Annotated in this window: 15 protein-coding genes; 4 read left to right on the forward strand and 11 right to left on the reverse strand. The window is 67.4% G+C overall.

The window, feature by feature from the left end; translation table 11 throughout:
* Nucleotides 1-60: 60 nt before the first annotated feature.
* The 4 genes from ACGFIZ_RS29790 to ACGFIZ_RS29805 all read right to left on the reverse strand — a co-directional run bounded on the left by ACGFIZ_RS29790 (nt 61) and on the right by ACGFIZ_RS29805 (nt 3,907).
* On the reverse strand, nt 61-1,128 hold the full coding sequence (locus tag ACGFIZ_RS29790) for an ABC transporter permease (RefSeq protein ID WP_393425165.1): 1,068 nt from the start codon (nt 1,126-1,128) through the stop codon (nt 61-63).
* Complete coding sequence (locus tag ACGFIZ_RS29795) at nt 1,125-1,913, reverse strand: ATP-binding cassette domain-containing protein (RefSeq protein ID WP_393425168.1); 789 nt, start codon at nt 1,911-1,913, stop codon at nt 1,125-1,127. The genes ACGFIZ_RS29790 and ACGFIZ_RS29795 overlap by 4 nt, the downstream gene beginning before the upstream one ends.
* Nucleotides 1,913-2,587 carry an isochorismatase family protein gene (locus ACGFIZ_RS29800; protein ID WP_393425171.1) on the reverse strand — a complete coding sequence of 225 codons (675 nt, stop codon included), beginning with the start codon at nt 2,585-2,587 and terminating at the stop codon, nt 1,913-1,915. Before ACGFIZ_RS29800 ends, ACGFIZ_RS29795 begins: the two co-directional genes overlap by 1 nt.
* Nucleotides 2,588-3,034: 447 nt before the next feature.
* Nucleotides 3,035-3,907: a LysR family transcriptional regulator gene (locus ACGFIZ_RS29805; protein ID WP_393425174.1), complete on the reverse strand. Its 873-nt coding sequence runs from the start codon at nt 3,905-3,907 to the stop codon at nt 3,035-3,037.
* A gap of 81 nt (nt 3,908-3,988) precedes the next feature.
* On the opposite strand from ACGFIZ_RS29805, the gene gabT reads away from it, so the two are divergent.
* From gabT to ACGFIZ_RS29820, 3 genes are read left to right on the forward strand one after another with little or no spacing between them, the layout of a single operon-like run.
* Entirely contained in the window at nt 3,989-5,353 is a 1,365-nt protein-coding gene (gene gabT / locus ACGFIZ_RS29810; RefSeq protein WP_393425207.1) for a 4-aminobutyrate--2-oxoglutarate transaminase, read from the forward strand.
* Entirely contained in the window at nt 5,350-6,618 is a 1,269-nt protein-coding gene (locus ACGFIZ_RS29815; RefSeq protein ID WP_393425177.1) for a Glu/Leu/Phe/Val dehydrogenase, read from the forward strand. The genes gabT and ACGFIZ_RS29815 overlap by 4 nt, the downstream gene beginning before the upstream one ends.
* On the forward strand, nt 6,615-8,078 hold the full coding sequence (locus tag ACGFIZ_RS29820) for an NAD-dependent succinate-semialdehyde dehydrogenase (protein WP_393425180.1): 1,464 nt from the start codon (nt 6,615-6,617) through the stop codon (nt 8,076-8,078). The genes ACGFIZ_RS29815 and ACGFIZ_RS29820 overlap by 4 nt, the downstream gene beginning before the upstream one ends.
* 618 nt (nt 8,079-8,696) lie before the next feature.
* On the opposite strand, the gene ACGFIZ_RS29825 is transcribed toward ACGFIZ_RS29820, so the two are convergent.
* The 7 genes from ACGFIZ_RS29825 to ACGFIZ_RS29855 form a co-directional block, all read right to left on the reverse strand.
* Entirely contained in the window at nt 8,697-8,885 is a 189-nt protein-coding gene (locus ACGFIZ_RS29825) for a hypothetical protein (protein ID WP_393425210.1), read from the reverse strand.
* Nucleotides 8,886-9,295: 410 nt separating this feature from the next.
* Nucleotides 9,296-10,654: an NAD-dependent succinate-semialdehyde dehydrogenase gene (locus ACGFIZ_RS29830; protein ID WP_393425183.1), complete on the reverse strand. Its 1,359-nt coding sequence runs from the start codon at nt 10,652-10,654 to the stop codon at nt 9,296-9,298.
* A gap of 60 nt (nt 10,655-10,714) precedes the next feature.
* Nucleotides 10,715-13,162: a CehA/McbA family metallohydrolase gene (locus tag ACGFIZ_RS29835; RefSeq protein ID WP_393425186.1), complete on the reverse strand. Its 2,448-nt coding sequence runs from the start codon at nt 13,160-13,162 to the stop codon at nt 10,715-10,717.
* 62 nt (nt 13,163-13,224) lie between these two features.
* A complete protein-coding gene (locus ACGFIZ_RS29840; RefSeq protein ID WP_393425189.1) occupies nt 13,225-14,694 on the reverse strand; it encodes an APC family permease in 1,470 nt (489 codons plus the stop codon).
* Nucleotides 14,695-14,821: 127 nt separating this feature from the next.
* Nucleotides 14,822-16,297: a PucR family transcriptional regulator gene (locus tag ACGFIZ_RS29845; RefSeq protein WP_393425192.1), complete on the reverse strand. Its 1,476-nt coding sequence runs from the start codon at nt 16,295-16,297 to the stop codon at nt 14,822-14,824.
* 75 nt (nt 16,298-16,372) lie between these two features.
* Nucleotides 16,373-16,732: a cupin domain-containing protein gene (locus ACGFIZ_RS29850; protein ID WP_393425195.1), complete on the reverse strand. Its 360-nt coding sequence runs from the start codon at nt 16,730-16,732 to the stop codon at nt 16,373-16,375.
* Nucleotides 16,719-18,197: a N,N-dimethylformamidase beta subunit family domain-containing protein gene (locus ACGFIZ_RS29855; RefSeq protein ID WP_393425198.1), complete on the reverse strand. Its 1,479-nt coding sequence runs from the start codon at nt 18,195-18,197 to the stop codon at nt 16,719-16,721. Before ACGFIZ_RS29855 ends, ACGFIZ_RS29850 begins: the two co-directional genes overlap by 14 nt.
* Before the next feature lie 327 nt (nt 18,198-18,524).
* Here ACGFIZ_RS29855 and speB point away from each other — a divergent pair, with 327 nt between their 5' ends.
* The gene (gene speB, locus ACGFIZ_RS29860; RefSeq protein WP_393425201.1) at nt 18,525-19,469 is read left to right on the forward strand and encodes an agmatinase; all 945 of its coding nucleotides are present in this window, start codon (nt 18,525-18,527) and stop codon (nt 19,467-19,469) included.
* Nucleotides 19,470-19,826: the final 357 nt, after the last annotated feature.

Below are 19,826 nucleotides of genomic sequence, written 5' to 3' on the forward strand. Positions count from 1 at the left end.
GCGGCGTCGTTGCATCGTTAAGCCTCCAAACTACGTCGTTGTATGTTTCGCCGAGGGGAACTACGTGGTGGCCGCGCGCGCCTGGCGGAGCCGGTCCACCCACACGGCGATGATCAGGACAACGCCGATGGCGATGCGCTGGTAGAAGGACGAGACGCCGACCATGACGAAGCCGGCCAGAAGGACCGTCGAGATGAAGGTCGCGATCATCGCGCCGAGCACGGACGCCCGACCGCCGAAGAGGCTCGTCCCACCTATGATCACTGCCGAGAGTGCCTGGAGCATTGTCGTCTCGTGACCGGAGATCGCCGTGGTGCCGAACCGGGTGATGTCCAGGAAGCCGGCAACCCCCGCCATCGCGCCTGCCAGAAGAAACACGCCGATGGTGGTGTGATCCACCTTCACGCCCGCGCGCCGGGCCCCGGCCTCGGACGAGCCGCTCGCCAGGGCGTGGCGCCCGAACACGGTCTGGGTGAGCACACCCGCAGCGACGACGCACAGCGCGAGCGAGAGAAGGAGCGGCTTCGGGATCGAGAACCAGTTCGCGATCCCGAAGCCGCGCTGGATCACCGTCGGCAGACCGATGACATTCGAGCCGTTCGTGATGACCTGCGCCAGGCCGATGCCGACGCCCATGGTGCCGAGCGTGACGACGAAGGAGTTGATCCGGAGCCTGGTGACGAGAACGCCGTTGAGCAGACCCATGGCGGCGCCCGCCAGGACGCCGCAGATCGCACCGATGACGATCGCCCAGCCGGCCCCGGCCGACGCCGCGAGCGCGACGATGACCTTGGCCGAGACCACGGACGACAGCACCAGGGTGGAACCGACGCTGAGGTCGATGTGGCCGGCACCGAGGACGAACGCGAGTCCGACCGCGAGGAGCATGAGACCGGCGCTGTTTCTACCGATCGACTGCAGGTTCGAGGTGTTCAGGAAGTTCCCGGAGGTGAGCACGGCGAAGATCAGTGTGAGCGCGACAACGGCGCAGGCGACATAGGACGCTGTGGACTGCAGGATGCGTAGCCGATGAAGCACTTCCCGCGGCCCCGGCCTCGGCGGCGCCGAGGGCGGTCGGGGTGGTCCCTGCTCGGGCGTCGAACTCGTCTGGATCTGCCCTACCGTCATGATGCGGCACTCTCCTTCGCAGCGGACTCTTCGCCGAGCATGAGCGAGACGATGTGCCGCACGGTCTGTCCCCGGGGAGCGACCTCCGCCACGACCCGACCGAACCGCATCACCACAATCCGGTCCGCTACCTCGAGCACACGAGGCAGGTCGTGCGAGATGAGCACGACGCCAAGCCCCCGCTCGCGCATCGTGTGGATCGTGTCGAGGACGATCTGCGACTGCCTCGCGCCGAGCGCCGCCGTCGGCTCGTCGAGAATGATGAGTTGGCCGGCCCGTGATACCGCCCGTGCCACCGCCACGACCTGGCGCTGCCCGCCAGACAGCGATCCCGCAACGGCACTGACGTCTGCGAGGGTCGTGATGCCGAGCTCGTCCATGAGGGCCGCCGCCCGAGCACGCATCGCCTTCTGGTCAACCAGACCGAGCCGGCCCGCGATGCCCCTGCGCCGGAGTTCGGTGGACAGGAAGATGTTCTCCGCGACTGAGAGCTCGGGCGCCATCGCCAGATCCTGGTAGACGGTCGCGATGCCCGCCCGCATGGCGGCGTGGATGGAACCCAGCTCGAGCGGGTTCCCGTTGAGGAACACCTCACCCGCATCGGGTCTGAGCGCGCCCGCGATGCAGGAGATGAACGTGCTCTTCCCGGCGCCGTTGTCACCGACGATCGCCACGACCTCGCCGCGATTGACGATGAGGTTTCCTTCACGCAGCGCCTCGACCTGGCCGAAGGACTTCTTGAGCCCGCAGGCGCGCAGCAGCGGTGTTCCTTCGGTGGGGTTCATTACGCGCGCTCCGCCGAGGGCAGCCCACGAAGGCGCTCCAGCACCGCCTCGACCGGCTCGACATCACCGTACCGGGCATCGATGTCAAACAGGTTCGCCTCGTGCGCCGAGCGCGACCGGTCGCCGACGGCCTCCTTCGGCACGATTACATGGAAGCCGCGGTTGAACGCGCTCTCCGCGGTTCCGCGGATGCAACCGCTCGTGCTGCAACCCACGATGATGACCGTGTCGGCCTTGGCCGAGATCAGCATGCCGTCGACATTGGTGCCGTAGAAGGCCGAAGCGCGCGGCTTGACGACCAGCGGCTCGTGGGGGCAGCGCTCCATTTGCGGCCGTAGGGCCACCCGGTCGGTCCCGTGGAGCATCTTCAGGCTGTGCGGGGTCTTGCGCTTGACTACCTCACCGATCTCGCTGTGGCTCGGGTCCCACGCCATCGTCGTGAAGATGATCGGCAGGCCGGCCCGGCGCCCCTCCGCCAAGAGCTTCACGATGTTGGCCTCTACATCCGAGAGGTCGGTACCGATCTGTTCGTCCGGGCTGGTCCACGCCCCGGCCATGTCGATCACGAGGATGGCGGGACGCTCGCCCCATCCCACTCGGCCCCGGAACCCTGCGGCCTCGTAGAACTTCGCGAGCTCGGTGTTATCGAGGCTGTGCGCCCTGGAGTGGTTCATCGCTGAGGAAACTCCTTCGCCTCTGGTGGGTGGGACGGAGTGTGTCAGCAGCGACAGGCATGTGTCAATAGTGGCACATGGCGCTGTCGGATGGGGCGTGGTGAGAAGCGCGTATCGGCCGTCGCACGACGGCCCGGCCGATGATCGAGGCGCCAGGAGTGGTTGACAACGAGCTCGCCACCCGACGCGGACTGCCCAGCTCAAGGCTGGGGTGACCCAGGCGACGATCCACCGGCGCTAAACGCAAAGGTGTTGCCGGCCACGTACACCCGCGACCATGGGTGCGGCTCATGATCGCCGCCCCCGACCTGGCCAGCGGGCGCATCCGTGACCGCAAAGAGGCAGGAGCTCCTCGACTACCTCAAGACCCTGCGCCGCCGATGGCCCACCGACCGCCGCTACCTGACCGTCGACAATTTCTCCCCGCACACGTGAACCGCCCCGGGTTCATCCGTAGCGGCTGGAGACGAACTCGCTGAGACGCCGGGAGATGTCCACCAGCGTTCCAGCCGCGTGGTGACCCGGCTGCCAGGCTGCGAACAGCCGGATCTGCAACGGCCCATGCGCGCCGTCCAACCGCAGGGGCACCAGGTCGAAACGCGGGTCGTCCGAGACCACCGCCGCTCCACGCCCCGCCGCTGCCAGCGCCTGCGCCACCTGCGGATTACTGCACTCCAGGAGCGGGCCACCCTCGAGCTGTTCCGCCGTGAACGCCTCGTCCAGGATCTGCCTGGCCCGAAACGACCGGTCCAGCACGACCAGCGGCTCAACCGCGAGCTCCCCCAGTTCCACCCGCGCCCGTCCCGCCCACCGGTGTTCCGCAGGCACGTACGCGAACAGCGGCAACACAGCCACTGGCCGGCTCATCAGCGGGCGCTGCGGCGGCTGCGTGACAATCGCCAGGTCTATGCCCCGGCTCAAAGCCGCCACTGCGGTAGGGCCGTCCGCCTCAAGGACCGTGGGAATGGGGTCGCCGGGGCCGAACGTGGCCAGGAACGGGGCAATGACATCGGTGAGGGTCGTCGCCGGAGCCGCAATACCCAACCGCCCCAGGCCGCCCGCGGCCAAATCGGTCGCCGCTCGGCGAGCGGAGTCCGCCCGCCCGAGCACCTCCCGGGCCAGCGGCAGGAACTCCCGCCCAGCCGCGGTGAGCTCAAGAGCGCGACCCGGACGGTGAAAGAGGCGCACCCCCAGCTCCCGCTCGAACTGCCGCAGCTGCCGCGACAGCGCCGGCTGGGTCACCAGCACCACGTCCGCCGCCGCGCTGAGCGACCCGCTCTCCGCCACCGCCACGAAGTACCGCAGCGTCCTCAACTCCATACGCGAATCATGCTTCACAAGCATGAGAAAGCAAAGAAGCCGGCATTAGACAGCAACAGTGCCGGGACTGACCATGGGGCCATGACCACCGACAGCATCGCGGCCGTAAACACGGACCTGCCCCAGCGGCGCCACCTCGCCACCACCATCCCCGGCCCCCGCTCCCAAGAGCTCATGGCCGCCAAGCAGACCGCTGTCGCTCGTGGGGTCGGCACGACCATGCCAGTCTTCGCCACCCGTGCCGCCGGCGGTGTCGTCGAGGACGTCGACGGCAACATCCTGATCGACCTCGGCTCCGGCATCGCCGTCACCACCGTGGGCTCCAGCGCCCCCCGCGTCGTCGATGCCGTCCGCGACCAGGTCGGGCGCTTCACCCACACGTGTTTCATGGTCACCCCGTACGAGGCGTACGTGCAGGTGGCGGCCCGCCTCAATGCCCTCGCCCCCGGCACGCACGAAAAGCGGACCGCACTGTTCAACTCCGGCGCGGAGGCCGTCGAGAACGCGATCAAGATCGCTCGCCTGCACACCGGTCGCCAGGCCGTCGTCGCGTTCGACCACGCCTACCACGGGCGTACGAACCTCACCATGGCCCTCACCGCGAAGTCAATGCCGTACAAGCACGGATTCGGGCCTTTCGCTCCGGAGGTGTACCGCGCCCCGCTGTCGTACCCCTATCGCGACGGCGACATCGACGGCCCTGCCGCCGCCCACCGCGCCACCTGCCTCATCGAAAAGCAGGTCGGCGCCGACAACCTTGCCGCCGTCATCATCGAGCCCATCCAGGGCGAGGGTGGCTTCATCGTCCCGGCCCCCGGTTTCCTGGCCGCGCTCGCCGCATGGTGTCGCGACCACGACGTCATCTTCATCGCCGACGAGGTCCAAACCGGGTTCGCCCGCACCGGCGCCATGTTCGCCTGCGAGCACGAGAACGTCGTCCCCGACCTGCTCGTCAGCGCCAAGGGCATCGCCGGCGGTCTACCCCTGTCTGCCGTCACCGGCCGTGCCGACATCATGGACGCCCCGCACGTCGGGGGCCTCGGCGGCACCTACGGCGGCAACCCCCTCGCGTGCGCCGCTGCCCTGGCCGTCATGGACACCATCGACGCCGACGGGCTGATCGGACGCGCCCGGCAGATCGAGATGCTCATGATCGGCCGGCTGCGCGACCTGCAGACGCGCCAGCCCCGGCTCGGCGACGTGCGCGGCCGCGGCGCCATGATCGCCGTCGAGATCGTCCACCCCGGCGGCACCGACCCGGACCCGGACACCACCAGGGCTATCGCCGCGTTCGCCCACGCGCACGGCGTCATCGTCCTGACCTGCGGCACCCACGGCAACGTGCTCCGCTTCCTGCCGCCCCTGGCCATCAGCGACGACCTTCTCCACGAGGCCCTCGACATCATCGAGGCCGCGTTCGACGCCGCAAACGGAGGCCACGCATGACCACCGCGCTCCCCGCACCGACCACCGCAAACCCGCTGCACGGCGCCCGGGAACAGCTGGCCGAGGCCTGCGCCATCCTCGGCTACGACCAAGGGATGTACCAGATGCTGGCAAACGCGCGCAGGGAGGTGACCGTCAGCATTCCCCTGCGCCGCGACAACGGCACCGTGGAACTGCTCACCGGCCACCGCGTTCAACACAACTTCTCCCGCGGCCCGGCCAAAGGCGGACTGCGCTTCTCCCCGGCAGTCGACCTCGACGAGGTACGCGCGCTGGCAATGTGGATGACCTGGAAGTGTGCCCTACTCGACGTGCCGTACGGCGGCGCCAAGGGCGGCGTCCAGATCGACCCGCGCCAGTATTCCACCGCCGAACTCGAGCGCGTCACCCGGCGTTACACGAGCGAGATCAGCCCCATCATCGGGCCGGAGCGGGACATCCCCGCCCCCGACATCGGCACCGACGAGCAGACCATGGCCTGGATGATGGACACATTCAGCGTCGCCCACGGGCACACCGTCACCGGTATCGTCACCGGCAAGCCGATCAGCATCGGCGGGTCGCTGGGCCGCCCGTCCGCCACCTCCCGCGGCGTCGTCCACGTCGCCCTCCAAGCGCTCGCACACTCTGGTATCCCGGCCACTCGAGCCCGCGCCGCCGTGCAGGGCTACGGCAAGGTCGGCCGCGACGCGGCCACCTTCCTGGACGACGCCGGCGTGCGCGTGATCGCCGTCAGCGACCAGTACGGTGCCGTCTACGCCAGCGATGGCCTGGACCTGAAGGCGCTGCGCAAGCACGTCGACGTCACCGGGCAGGTCCCCGGCTTCCCCGGCGGCGAGCCCCTCGGCGGCGATGACCTGCTCGAGCTCGACGTTGACCTGCTCGTGCCCGCCGCCGTGGAAAGCGTCATCCGCGCCGATAACGCACCGCGAATCCGGGCCCGAGTCATCGTCGAAGGCGCCAACGGTCCCACCACCCCGCCCGCCGACCGCATCCTGGCCGACAACGGCGTCCTCGTCGTGCCCGACATCCTCGCCAACGCCGGCGGCGTCATCGTGTCCTACTTCGAATGGGTTCAGGCCAACCAGGCGTACTGGTGGAGCGCGGACGACGTCGAGAACCGCCTCGCGGACCGGATGCGCACCGCGTGGCGACGCGTCCTTGGCCACGCGACCGCGAACCACCTGACCCTGCGTACCGCCGCCACCTGCCTCGCCGTCCAGTGCGTCGCCGAGGCCCACAAGATCCGAGGTCTGTACCCGTGACCACCACCGTCATCCGCGCCCTCACCCCCGAACTCGGCCTGTTCATCGACGGTTCCTGGACCGGCGCCGCCGCCACCTTCTCCGTTCTCAACCCGGCCACTGGGAAACCCCTCGCCTCCGTCGCCGACGGCACCACCGCCGCCGCCACTGCGGCCGTTGATGCCGCCGCCAGTGCGCAGCCGGCATGGGCAGCCACCCCCCCGCGCCAACGCTCCGAAATCCTGTACCGCGCGTTTGAGGGGATGCGCCGCGACGCGGAGACCCTGGCCGCACTCATCGCCGCCGAGAACGGCAAGTCGCTGTCCGACGCGCGCGCCGAGGCCGGCTATGCTGCCGAGTTCTTCCGCTGGTACGCCGAGGAGGCCGTCCGCCCCCACGGCGACTACGGAACCGCCCCGGCAGGCGGCACCCGAACCATCATCACCCACGTCCCGGTCGGCGTCGCCGCTCTCGTCACGCCGTGGAACTTCCCCGCCGCCATGGCCACCCGCAAGATCGGGCCCGCCCTGGCCGCAGGATGCACCGTCGTGCTCAAGCCGGCCGCGGAGACGCCCCTGACCGCGCTGGCCGTCACACGCCTGCTCACCGAGGCCGGTCTGCCTGCCGGCGTGGTGAACGTCGTCCCCACCACCGACGCCGCCGGCATCGTCACGACTTGGCTTGCCGATCCCCGGGTTCGCAAGATCTCCTTCACCGGCTCCACCCGCGTCGGCCGACTGCTACAGCAGCAGGCCGCCCAGCGCATCGTGAACAGCTCGCTGGAGCTCGGCGGCAACGCCCCGTTCGTCGTCACCGACGACGCCGACCTGGACGCCGCCCTCGAAGGGGCGATGATCGCGAAGTTCCGCGGCGGCGGGCAGGCATGCACCGCAGCCAACCGGTTCCTCGTCCACGCGGACGTAGCGGAGCAGTTCACCGCCCGCCTCGCCGCCCGCGTGAAGGCGCTGCGCGTCGGCCCGTCCAGCGATCCATCCACCGAGATCGGGCCCCTGATCAGCGCCACCGCGGTCCGCAACGTCGACGCCCTTGTTCGGGACGCGCTCAGCCGGGGCGCCCGTATCGCCGGTCAGCCCAGCATTCCGCCCGACCTTGGCGGCTACTACTACCCCCCGACCGTGCTCACCGACGTCCCGGCGGACGCTGCCGTGGTGCGACAGGAGATCTTCGGACCGGTCGCACCCGTGGTCACCTGGCGCTCCGACAAGGAACTCCTAGATCTGGCCAACGACACCGAAGCCGGCCTCGCCGCATACGTGTACTCCCGCGATCTGCAGCGAGCACTGGCCCTCGGCGAGGCCCTCCAGGCCGGCATGGTCGGCATCAACCGCGGCATCGTCTCCGACCCGTCCGCCCCATTCGGCGGCGTCAAGCAGAGCGGCATCGGACGTGAGGGCGCGCGTGCCGGAATCGAGGCCTTCACCGAAACCAAGTACCTCAGCGTCGCCTGGCCCCAGGCCTGAGCCGCAACGCCCGAGAGAACAACAGCCGTACGCACCAGCAGCGGGGAATAACCAGCAGCGCCCACGGCCGGGGCAAGTACGACAGTCGGGTCGGACCTCCGGGTAGCACGGCTGCCGGATGCCCCACAGGGTGGTCAGGGTGACTCCCGTCCAGCGTCTGTTCCGCGACGTCGACGTGCAACGAGACATGGGACTCGCGGAAGCGCTCGTCGCAGTAGGGCGCGGACGACAGCACGAGTGCCTCGACCCGCTCCGGCGCCGCAGCGGCCATCTCGATCGCCACGGCACCACCGGTGTGGTGCCCAGGACGGCCGCTCGGTCGACCTGGAGGGCATCGAGGAGCGCCAGCGCTCCTTGCGCGAACTGCTCGATCGTCTGCGGAGCTGGTAGGTGCGCGTTCTGGCCGAAGCCGAGCATGTCCATCGCCACGGCCCGGTACTCGGGCGTCGGCGAGGAGTGGCACCACCTCCCGGAACTCGTCGTACGACAGCGGCGTCTAGTGGAGCATGATGATCTCGGGACCGCTCCCGGCTTCCGCGTAGTGCAGCTGTCCGAACGGTGAGTTGGCGTAGCCGAGGCGAAGGCTTGTGGTGGTCGAGGGCGCGTCGCTGATCGTCGTCACTCGCTGTCCGCCTCCGTCCGGGCCGCTACCGGCGGCTGGTCATCTACCTGGCAGGACGCATGGGCGCCTGAGTGGCGGTGGTTGACCTCGTCCACCTCGCCGATAAGGCAGACGCCGCCGGCGCGGATGCGACCGCGCTCAGGGTCGGCCTCGACGGAGTTGAGCCCGCGCAGGTCGAGGACGATCCCACCGTCACAGGTGCCGTGCCCGGAAACGCTGTGCGCGCCGCCCGGACCGCCAGTAGATGGCGTTCCTCACGGGCGAAGTTCACAGTCGCCGCAACGTCGCCCTCGACCGAACAGGGCACGACGGCCATGGGCCTCTTGTCGACCATTCCGTTCCACACCCTGCGAGCCTCGTAGTAGTCGCGGCCACTCGGCGTAATCAAGCGGCCCACCAAACGCTCCCGCAGGCGCTCGAGCAAGCTGAGATCGGCCTCATCGCCCCTTCCGGTCGACTCTCCTCCAGGCTCTGCTCGGCCAAGTCGGTCCAAGTCGGTCCGAGGACCGACTTGAAGCACGGATTTGTCGGTCGTCGCGCCTGTCGTGATGCAGGCTGACCCGGCGCGTGGGTCAGCCATCAGCCGAACGGAGCGTCAGTAGCGGACAATCTTCTTGTTCATGAACTCCTCGATGCCCAGGCTTCCCAGCTCGCGGCCGACGCCCGACCGCTTGATGCCACCGAACGGCAGGTCCGCCTGGGAGCCGGCGGGGGCATTGACGTACACCATGCCGGCCTCGATTTGCGACCCGATGCGACATGCGCGTTCGACATCGCTGCTGAACACACTGGCACCCAGGCCGAAGGGAGTGTCGTTGGCCAGCGCCACGGCCTGCTCCTCGTTGTCGACCCGGAACACCATCGCGACGGGACCGAAGACCTCCTCGCGGTAGATATCCATTTCCGGCGTCACGTCGGTGAGCACCGTGGGCTGTATGTACGCGCCTTGCTCGGCGGCCCGATAACCACCGACCCGGAGCGTAGCCCCTTGGCTGACTGCCCTACTGACCTGAGAAAGGACCCGCTCGGCCGCCGACATCGAGGAGAGCGGGGCCAGCGTGGTCGCCGGGTCCTGCGGGTCGCCGACGGTGTACGAGGCGAAGCGTAGCCCGAGCTTCTCGACAAACTCGTCGTACAGGTCCGCCATCACGATCATCCGCTTGGGCGCATTGCAAGCCTGGCCGGTGTTTTCGAGGCGCGACGCGGCCGCGAGTTCGACGGTGGCGTCGAGGTCGTCGGAGTCCAGGATGATCATCGGGTCCGAGCCACCGAGCTCAAGTACGACCTTCTTCAAGTGCCGCCCGGCCTGCGCCGCCACGACTCTGCCAGCCCGCTCACTGCCCGTCAGGGAGACGCCCTGGACCCGAGGGTCGGCAATGATGTCGGCGACCTGATCGTTGCTAGCGTAGATGTTGACGTAGGCTGCGGCCGGCACGCCGGCATCGTGGATGAGCCGCGCGATGGCAGCTGAGGACCGTGGGCAGGCAGGCGCGTGCTTGAGCATGATCGTGTTGCCCAGGAGAAGGTTGGGGGCGGCGAAACGCGCGACCTGGTAGTACGGGTAGTTCCAGGGCATGATCCCGAGCAGCACGCCGACGGGGTCCTTCTGGATCCTGGCTTGCGCTCCCCGGATCGTGAGCTGCTCGTCCTCCAGCAGCGCGAGCCCGTGCTCCGCGTAGTACCTGAAGATGTCGGCAACCAGATGCAGCTCGCCCTTGCTCTCAGGCAGCAGCTTCCCCATCTCGAGCGTGATGATCTCGGCGAGCTCGTCGATCCGCTCGACCACGAGGCCCGCTGCGACCGCGAGGACCTTCGCGCGTTCCGCCACAGGGGTAACACGCCAGATCGCGAACGCGTCGTGGGCCTGGCCGACGGCGGCCCGGATCTGGAGGTCGGTTGCAGTCTCGAACCGCTCAACGACCTCCCCGGTCGCGGGGTTGGTCACGCTGTACATAGGACTCCTCGGGTTCTGGGTTCTTTACCAGGCGACAGCCCGCAGCTGTCGAAGGCAGGTTCAGCTCGCGCCGCTCCGGAGGCGTTGCTCGATCATCGCCCGGCCCTGACGTAGCGGCGCGAGTAGGAAGTCCGTATGGTCTGCCTCGCCGTGCCGGTGGTCGACCGGGCCTGGCCATTCGATCCGGGCGCGTTCCAGGATGTGCTGCTCCACACCGTCGATGAGCTGCAGCATCTCGGTCATGACTGCCTGGTCGCTGCGCTGGTACTCCGCACCGACGGCGAGGTAGACGGGCGAGGTGTGGGCCATGATCGGTCGCTCCCACACATCCATGTGCCTTGCCACGTTTTCACCCGGGCCGTAGCAGCGGGCGGCCACCCACGACCCTTCGTTGACTGCCAGTTCGAAGGTGAGCGATCCGCAGTTCACGGGTGAGTCCCAGTGCCGGGACTCGGCGACCTTCCCGTTGACCACGATCTCTAGACGGTCCACGGGGAAGATCGACGTGAAGTGGGCGGTTCCCCGCGCGATCCGCCCCGCGTATCCCCCGAGGACGCTGCCCGGCGTCGCACCATCTATCGATAGACGCAAATGTGGCCCGCTGGTGACGACGGTGTCTCCCGACCGGATGCCGGCGCACCAGTCCCAGTAGTCCATGCTCTTCGGATCCGCCACTCTGGCGTAGGTACGGATCAGCCCGATGGGCACCTCGCTGCTCATCTTGTCGGTACCACCCACCAGCGTGAGACGATAACCAGCGTTGAGGTAGCGGTAGTACTCCGTGATGTTGTACTCGTCGTACGCGATCATCTCGACCCCGTCCAACCGGCCGGTGGCGATGAGCGCAGCTGCCTCGCCGTTCGGCACGGGGAAGTGGGCGAGCACCACCGTGCCTCCCTGGGCGTGGCACTCGTCTGCCCAGTGAGCCAGCGTCGTCTCGAGCCCGCCGCCCAGGTCCGACTCTTCCGCGCCTCCCGTACACCATGGACGGATCGGCTCGCGAAGTCCGAGGAGGTTGATGTGCCCGAGCATCGCCGTCCGATTCTCCTGGCCGGCGTACACGAAGGTCTGTCCATCTACCGACTCATGCGGATGACCGGTGAAGTCCTCCGTGTTGGTGAACAGGTGTCCCCACTGGCTCATGAGCAGGTTGGCAACTCGCACGCCTTCGCCACGCGCCTCCAGCTCCGCGCCGAGAGTGGAGACGAAGTGCACGTGGGTGTCGCCAGCGACGTATCCGTCGGCTTCCGGGTCGAAGAACGGCGAAAGCCGCAGCTCGAGATTCCGCTGCCCCGGCTGGATCGTGACCTCCTGCCGCAGCGGCGTGTAGTCGAAGCCACGAGCCACTTCAACAATTACCGTCCCGTGCGAGAGCCAGCCCTCGAACGTCCCGTCCACGTAGGCGTAGCTGCGTTGGCCGAGTCGAACGTCGCCGCCGATGTCAAGGTTCCACGTATTTCCGTCGCTGTTGATGTGTGCGTGGTGGCCGTACGGCGCGAGCGGGATCCCGTCCGGTGTGTGGAAATGAACTCGGCACGCGATCGGGGTACCGGTGAGGTCGTCGACCACGGTCCCGCGGATCCAGGCTCGACCGTTGTCGTGAAGCTCCCAGACGGTCCCGTCGCTGGTGGCCAGCTTGCGCCGCTGGAGGATGTCGCCCCAGGTGAACCGGGCCTTCTCAGCGCCAGCCACCTCCAGCGCGACTTCCGCAGAGGGGACAGCCGCGACGCGTACATAGCCCCGCCGAGTGTTCGCGCCGCCACCCCAGCCCGGCGGCTCGGAGGCGCTCGTGTCATCGACCGTACGGTAGGCGTACGTCGCCGTGCCGCGGTCCACCACGACAGCCACATCCTCGTTCACCGAACCTTCCGCCAAGGTGAAGGTCAGCTCCTGGGAAACGGTACGCCCGAATGGGTCCTCCTCGAGCTGGCTCAAAGTCACGGCACCGACGAGCACGGACGGCCCGGTCGACGTGATGTCGACGGCGACCACCGGCTGGTTCGGGCGTGGGTTGCGGCAAGGCCATAGGTAGAACCGGTAGGGAAGCACATATGGCGAACGGGCCTGTGGATCGTCGATGTCGACGAAACGCGCGCCGGCCGCGTCGAAGCGCCCACACGAGCGATGCATCAAGCGGTGCTGGGCATCGGGTAGCGCAAGGAAGGGGGTCTGTCCCCAGTCCAATGGGATCGGGCGGCCGGCCCACAGCCTGGGGGTCGGCCCGATCTCGAACCGCTGGCGCACCGGGATGGTGACCGACTCACCGTCGGCGTAGCGAAGTGTGTATCCAGCGATCACCCGGCCGACCTGGTCGCCGCCGAACAGGTCAGGTTCCTCGACCGCATGGGCGAAGATGATCCAGTTGCACTGATCGTCCACCGGGAGCGAGACGTGTGCGTCTGCGCCGGACACCCGGAGCATGGACGGCTCGTGCACGTCCGCACCGAAACGGAACGGCAGCCCGTGAAGCTGGCGCTCTCCGGTGAATGTCTCATCGATGTTGTCCAACAGGGCGAGCGGTGCGTTCCACGACGGCGTAAGGTCGAGGGGTCGGTAGCCACGCTGCCAGCTCACGGCTGGCCCGCCGCTGCGGTCGCCTCGTCAATGTCCAGGGTCATCTCCGCGAGCCTGGCGTACCCATGGGGAGCGCGGGACTTCAACGACATGGCGGACACGACACCTCCGACGAAGGCCAGGACGCCAAGGCTGATCAGCACGCTGTTGGTAGTCGTGCCGGCGCCGGTCAGCAGTGAGATGTTGCTGATCACCAGGTAGAGGACCACGCCGAGCGCGACAAAGCTCAGGCCTGGTGCGATCAGGCTGCGCCACACCCCGGTCTCAGGAGCGTTGCGGCGAAGGAAGGCGATGACTGCCAGACAGCACAGCGCCCACAGGGTGATGATCCCGAGAAAGCCGATCGAGCTGCCCCAGAGGAGGAGCCCAAGGTACGGGTCGAGCCCGAACACGGCCCACACGACGACAACGGCAGCAGCCAGACAAGTCTGCACGGCTCCGGCGACGTAAGGGGAGTGGGTTCGCGCGTGGGTCCGGGCGAGGGCTCTGGGCAGCAGATGTTCGCGGCCCATGGCGAAGAAGTACCGGTTCGCGGCGTTGTGGAGCGCGAGCAGCGCAGCGAAGGCGCTCGTCAGCAGCAGAACTTCCATCACGCCGCTGACGAAACCCGGCGTGTACTCGTCGAAGACTCCGACAACCAGGTTGACCGGGTCCGCATTTGCGGCAGCCGAGATGTTGTCGGCGCCGAAGGCGATCACGATGATCCAGGTGATGAACGCGTAGAACAATGCGATGAAGGCGACGGCGACGTATGTGGCGCGACGGACCGTGCGGATGCCACCGCGAGCCTCCTCGCTGAAGATCGCGGTGGCCTCGAAGCCCATGAAGGCGCCGAACACCAGCGCGAACATGGCTCCATTGCCAGGTGAGAGCACCGTTTTCGGGTCGAACGACGTGAACGAGACGTCACCGGCTCCACCCTTGGCCAGCACGCCGATGGCCAGGACCACCAACACGGCGATCTCGAGAACGAGCAGTACACCGAGCACTCGAGCACTGGTGTGGATTCCGAGGAAGCCCAGCCACGCCACGAGAGCCACCGCAACCAGTCCGAAGGCCCACCAGGGAACGGCCAGCCCGAAGTACTTCTCAAAGCTTCCCGCGGCGTAGACCCCGAGCGCGCCGTAGGTGCTGATCTGCAGGCCGTTGTACGCGGCGAGAGCCAACATCGCGGCACCCGACCCCATCGGCCGACCGAGCCCACGCGTGATCGTGGCGTAGAAGGCACCTGCGTTGCGCACGTACCGGCTCATAGTCATGAACCCCACCGCGAACAGCGCCATGACTCCGCCCGCGACGAGATACCCGCCGGGGACGGCGGCACCACCTTTCAGGAAGTGCAGCGGTGCCACGGCCACGATCAAAGTCAACGGTGCCAGCGCCGCCAGCACGGTGAACACCAGGTCCTTGGTCCCCATGGCGTTGGCGGCTAGGCGGCCGCTGTCCGGTGTCTGCGAAGGGGTCATCTTGTCTCCTGCGTTTGCCCATGACGGGAGCCCGTCTGACGGCACGCTAGTGAGCGACAGCGCACACCAACAGTGGATGTTTCGACCCGGTACGCCGCTCCCCGTTGTACCGAGCGTCCCAGCGGGGTCAAATGATCCGGCTCCTGCACTGGAGTGCAAACCACAGCTCCATGCGGACATCGGGGTCACCGAGATCTCGGTCCAGCAGCCCCGCGATCTGGTTGATCCGATGACGTACGGTGTTCCGGTGCACGCCGAGGGCGACGGCGGTTCGGTCCCAGCTGCCGTGGTTGGCCAGCCAGCTTCTCAGCGTGACGAGAAGTTCCCCGGAGTCCCTGGCCCGGCAGGCGTCGAGCGGGGCCAGCAACCGATTGGCGTACGCCGATGCATCCTGACCGCTCATCAACGACAATATTCCGCGTGGCTTGCCGCCAGCCACGACGCTCTCCCGCCGCAGGCGTGAGGCAGCCAAGGCTTCGATCGCCTCGGGAAGAGCGCAGTCGATCTCGGTGGCTGGGTACGCCCGGCTGATCCCAGCCAGGTAACTCGACTCGTCCACCAGACGTTTGAGCTCTCCCGCGTCGTCGGAACCGGGGACGATGGCGGTGAACGCCTCGCCGTCTATCTCGACCAGGGGCGTGCCGAGCAGCCCCGACAACCGGCGGAGATTCTCGTCGCGCGCTTCAGGATCTGCTACCCCGAGCTCACCGTGTATCACCCGCCATTGAGCTTGCTCGCTCTGGTCCATGGTTGCCCCGAGACTTGCGCCGAGACTTCGGAGCCGCAGGAGGCCGCTCACTGCTGCCGCGCCCAGCGCTCCGAGCGAGGCGGCGGGTTCCGGATCGGGGAAGAGCAGCGAGAGCGCGGAGGCGGCGACCCCAATGATCCCCCGGTCGACGACCGAGGGCGGCCCCTGCCTCGACAGTGCCATCGCGTATCCACTCCTCGCCGGGCCGACAAGCCGATGGACCTCGACGTGCCTACCGCCAGCCGCATGGGTCGCGCTCATGGGTGCCTCACTCTCACACGCGCGGTCCAGCGCCGCCATCACGTCGGAGTGCATCTGAACGGCACCCGCAGCCCAGCTCCGGTCCCGGTTCCGGTCCACCACGAGAACCCAGCCGTCCAGAAGGCCGGCCAGGCGTTCGATCAAGGTTCGGATCGGGCTCGGGCCGCAGGCCGCCTTGACCAGCACCCCTTGGCTCTCGGACAGCCGCTTGAGGGCCAGGGTCTCCGACCGGACGAGCTCGGCGTGTTGAAGCTCGACGACTGACTCGAACGGGACGTGCGGCGGGATCTCCAGCAGGGTGAGGTCATGCTCGGTGCACGCCGTGACCAACGTCGGGGGGACCTCGTCGAACACAGGCGCCACTCCGAAACCGATGGCGACGACGCCGGTCTCAGCCAGGCGCTTGACGTACCGCCTGCTTTCCTCGGGGCGCAGGTTGGTCCCGGCCAGCAGCAGCAGCTCTCCGCCGCGCAGGTACGGCGTCGGGTCGGCCAGCTCGCTCACGTGTACCCAGCGAACCACCTTGGCGCGGGTTTCGGATGAGTGCAGGGAGCGTAGCCCCAGACGATCGGTGAACAGCTGCAGCGGCACCATGGCGCAAACAGTAAAGGGCCGCCCTTGACCATGGCACATTCACGATCATCGACAAAGGCGACCCCAACCTGGCAGTCAGCGGGTGACCGCGACAAACACCTTGCTCGTATGCTTAACGGTCACCCAGTCCCCGGCGAACCCTCGCGGGACGAAGAACGCCTCGCCGGCATGGAAGTCGGCCCGTGCGCCATCAGCATCGACCAACGCGACATGGCCGGTGAGGATGACGCAGATCTCGTCATAGGGCCATGCGTCGAAGCGCACGGAGCCCGGCTCCCCGGTCCAGTAGCCACCAAAGTACTCCTTTGCCGGCCCTCCGTACGCGCGATACTCGACCTCCTCCCACTGCTGGGAGAGCAGCTCGTACTCTTCGAGAGGTGGCACGGTAGGGACTCCACTGCCTTCCGAGAGCCGGACGACATCACTGATCGGCACTGGTTTCTCCTTCCCGGCCCGCCGCCAGGAAACGGTCGAGCACGTTACGGACGATGCGCTCGACGTATGGGTCTCCGACTTCAAGTGCGTACGGCCATTCGGTGCTACCGCCGTTAAAAACCTCCCCGCGTCCCCGGGTGAACGAGGCGATCATGCCGGCACCGCGCATCTGCCCCTCATGAACGTAGTCAGGTAGGTCGTCGCCCAGGCCGCGGTTGTACGCGTAGACCTCTTCCTCTGGCCCGCCAATGGGCAGCAGGCCACCGAACCTGTCCTCCTCGCCGCGGACAGCGGGCGTCATCGCCAGGATCTCCAGAGTCTGGGGTGCGCCGTCCTCGAACGTCGGGTATGGCAGACCTCGGTGAAAGGTGTACTCCACGGAGTCGACCTCGAACGCAGCGAGAAAGGTCGGCGCCGCGCCGAGCTGATCGCCGTAGTAGAGATCGGTGCCCTCGAACGCCCAGTGTTCCGGACGGTAGACGGTGAACCCACCCGAGGATCGAGGCGTAGCCGTGCCGTAACGGGTGTAGACGCCCCCGAGCCCGTTGAGCCCGATCGTGGTCGCGCCGGGCCGCCCGACGGACTTGGCCTCCCACACGGTGGTCGCCGTGCGTGGCGACGCCGCAGCATCCGGGTCGAGGGACGGCAGCCGGTAGCAGAACTGCGTCTGCAGGTCGTCACTCAGCCGTACCTGCCACTGATAGTTGCCGCCGAACCGCGCGAAGCCGCCGCCGTTGTCGACGAAGCGGTCGACAGCATCACGCATCTGCCACGACCAGTACTCGTCGTGCCCGACGACGATGGCGCAGGAGTAGGGATCGAGCACGGTCTCGTCCATGTGTAGGTCATGCTGGGTCAGGTAGTCGAGTTCATACCCGTTCTTCTCGGCCCATTGAACGAAGAGCCGTTCATAGGTGGCCCAGAACGAGTCAGCGTGGTGGCGGCTGTAGCCGTTGAGTCGGGCCCACTCGTACGAGGGATAGCGCGGCGCTCCACGCATCGGCAGCGTCAGGTGGTTCGCCTCGCGGGGAGCGCCTGCCGGCTTCCGGACCATCCCTCGGGCGATCGGTCGCTGTGTGGACGACAGCGGACTGCCGGCATCGTCGCGCGGGTCGTCGCCCATGCCGCGGTAGTGGTTTGCGCCGCCCCAGTCGTTGTAGGCCAGCATGGTGCTCGTGGTCACCACGATCGCGGCAGCCGGTCGATGCGCCGGATCCGCCTTGACAACGAAGAAGTGCTCGCGCTCCCAGAGCTCACCACTGGTCAGCCGGGCGCGCACAGTGACGATGTAGAAGCCCGGCGCCCAGTCCCGTGGGATCTCGAGGGTCTGCCCGACCGGCCATCCGCAGCCCTGGGCAAAGGCGTCGGCCGGCGCCTCGAGCCGCTCCGCCGTGACGTCGTGGCGCACCCACATCACGGTCGGCCGCAGGCCATCCCGCGTGATCTCGAGCGTGAAGCTGTCCACGCTTGCGCTAAGGTGGAATACGACCGTCTCGCCCGGAAAGTAGGAGAAGCGGTCTGTGTAGCACCATACTTCCTCTGCGTCCGGATCGGCATAGGCCCGCTCCGAGGGCCATGCCTTCGGTGACCAAGCAAACGCAGGTTTGAGATTCGGCATCTTCTTTCCGCTCCAACACAAGGGTTCAGGTCGCTTCATCATCGTTGATCAGCGGTTCCCAGCAGGCAGTGCAATCTGACCAACAAGGCTGGTTTCATTGGCTAGATCGTCTCTAAGGCAGTTGCGTCACATTCGTCTAGAGTCACCGGCGTCAACAGATGCCAAGGAGATGCCGTGAACGACCTCAAAGGCCCCGTGGACGCATCGAGGGTGCCCCGCTATGCCGGTGATACGACCTTCGCCAGGCTGCCACGCCTCGGTGACGTATCGGACGCGGACATCATCATCTGGGGCGTGCCGTTCGACACCGGTGTGAGCTACCGACCCGGGGCGCGGTTCGGCCCCAATCATGTCCGGCAGAGCTCGCGGCTGCTGCGGCCGTACAACCCTGCTCAGGGCATCGAGCCCTTCGGGCGCGCGCAGGTGGCCGACGCTGGCGACATCGGAGTAAACCCCTTCGACCTCGCGGACGCGATCTCGACCTTGGAGGATGCCGCTCGTGATCTGTCCGGCACCGGACGCAGCCTAATCACCGTGGGTGGTGACCACACCATCGCGTTGCCGCTGCTTCGGGTCCAGCACGAGCGTCACGGTCCCGTCGCCGTGCTCCACTTTGACGCCCACCTCGACACGTGGGACACCTACTTCGGGGCACCATATACCCACGGGACCCCATTCCGCCGCGCCTCTGAGGAAGGGCTGGTTGACTTCGACCATTCAATGCACGTGGGCATCAGGGGACCGTTGTACTCACGGCTCGACCTCGACGAGAGCGAGAAGCTGGGCTTCGCTGCAGTGCACTGCCGTGACTTTGCTCGACACCCGCTCGACGACATCATCAACCGGGTTCGGGCGCGCCTCGGCGACCGTCCGGTGTATGTGACGCTGGACATCGACGTGCTCGACCCCGCGTTCGCGCCAGGCACCGGAACACCCGAGGCTGGCGGGTTGTCGAGCATGCAGCTGCTGGAGGTGTTGCGCGGACTCGAAGGCCTGAACATCGTCGGCGCCGACGTGGTGGAGGTGGCCCCGGCATACGACCACGCCGAGATCACCGGGATCGCTGCCGCACACGTTATCTACGAACTGCTCGGCGTGCTGGCGGCGGAAGGTCGCTGATGCTGCACGTCGAGAACATCATCGACGGCGTCGCAGTCTCAGCCTTGATCCACCGACGCGGTTGGCGGCGGTCACCGGTTGATCATTTCGATGTCGGGGTGAGTCGGCGGGTGTGTGGGAGCCGCCGATCGTTGGTCGGCTTGCTCCAGTCGTGTTTGTGCGGTGAATGGGATGAAATATCTGGCAGGCCAGGCCGCAGCGACGCTCATCCGCTTCGGCGATTGCACCGCGTGCAGCGGCCGATACAGCGGCCGTCACGGTTAGGGCTCGCAGATCAACAACACGCAGATTCGGACTCTGGGAGGCGCTGTTGTGGTATGCACCTTGCTGGACCTGTGCAAACTGGCGATGAGTATC

Origin of the sequence: Micromonospora sp. NPDC048830 (assembly GCF_043198215.1) — a bacterium.
Lineage (GTDB): Bacteria > Actinomycetota > Actinomycetes > Mycobacteriales > Micromonosporaceae > Micromonospora.

Excerpts from the sequence above, each read along its gene's own strand:
- gabT (WP_393425207.1), top strand. The coding sequence starts at position 3,989 with ATGACCACCGACAGCATCGCGGCCGTAAACACGGACCTGCCCCAGCGG.
- ACGFIZ_RS29800 (WP_393425171.1), bottom strand. The coding sequence starts at position 2,587 with ATGAACCACTCCAGGGCGCACAGCCTCGATAACACCGAGCTCGCGAAG.
- ACGFIZ_RS29795 (WP_393425168.1), bottom strand. The coding sequence starts at position 1,913 with ATGAACCCCACCGAAGGAACACCGCTGCTGCGCGCCTGCGGGCTCAAG.
- ACGFIZ_RS29790 (WP_393425165.1), bottom strand. The coding sequence starts at position 1,128 with ATGACGGTAGGGCAGATCCAGACGAGTTCGACGCCCGAGCAGGGACCA.
- ACGFIZ_RS29840 (WP_393425189.1), bottom strand. The coding sequence starts at position 14,694 with ATGACCCCTTCGCAGACACCGGACAGCGGCCGCCTAGCCGCCAACGCC.
- ACGFIZ_RS29830 (WP_393425183.1), bottom strand. The coding sequence starts at position 10,654 with ATGTACAGCGTGACCAACCCCGCGACCGGGGAGGTCGTTGAGCGGTTC.
- ACGFIZ_RS29805 (WP_393425174.1), bottom strand. The coding sequence starts at position 3,907 with ATGGAGTTGAGGACGCTGCGGTACTTCGTGGCGGTGGCGGAGAGCGGG.
- ACGFIZ_RS29815 (WP_393425177.1), top strand. The coding sequence starts at position 5,350 with ATGACCACCGCGCTCCCCGCACCGACCACCGCAAACCCGCTGCACGGC.
- ACGFIZ_RS29845 (WP_393425192.1), bottom strand. The coding sequence starts at position 16,297 with ATGGTGCCGCTGCAGCTGTTCACCGATCGTCTGGGGCTACGCTCCCTG.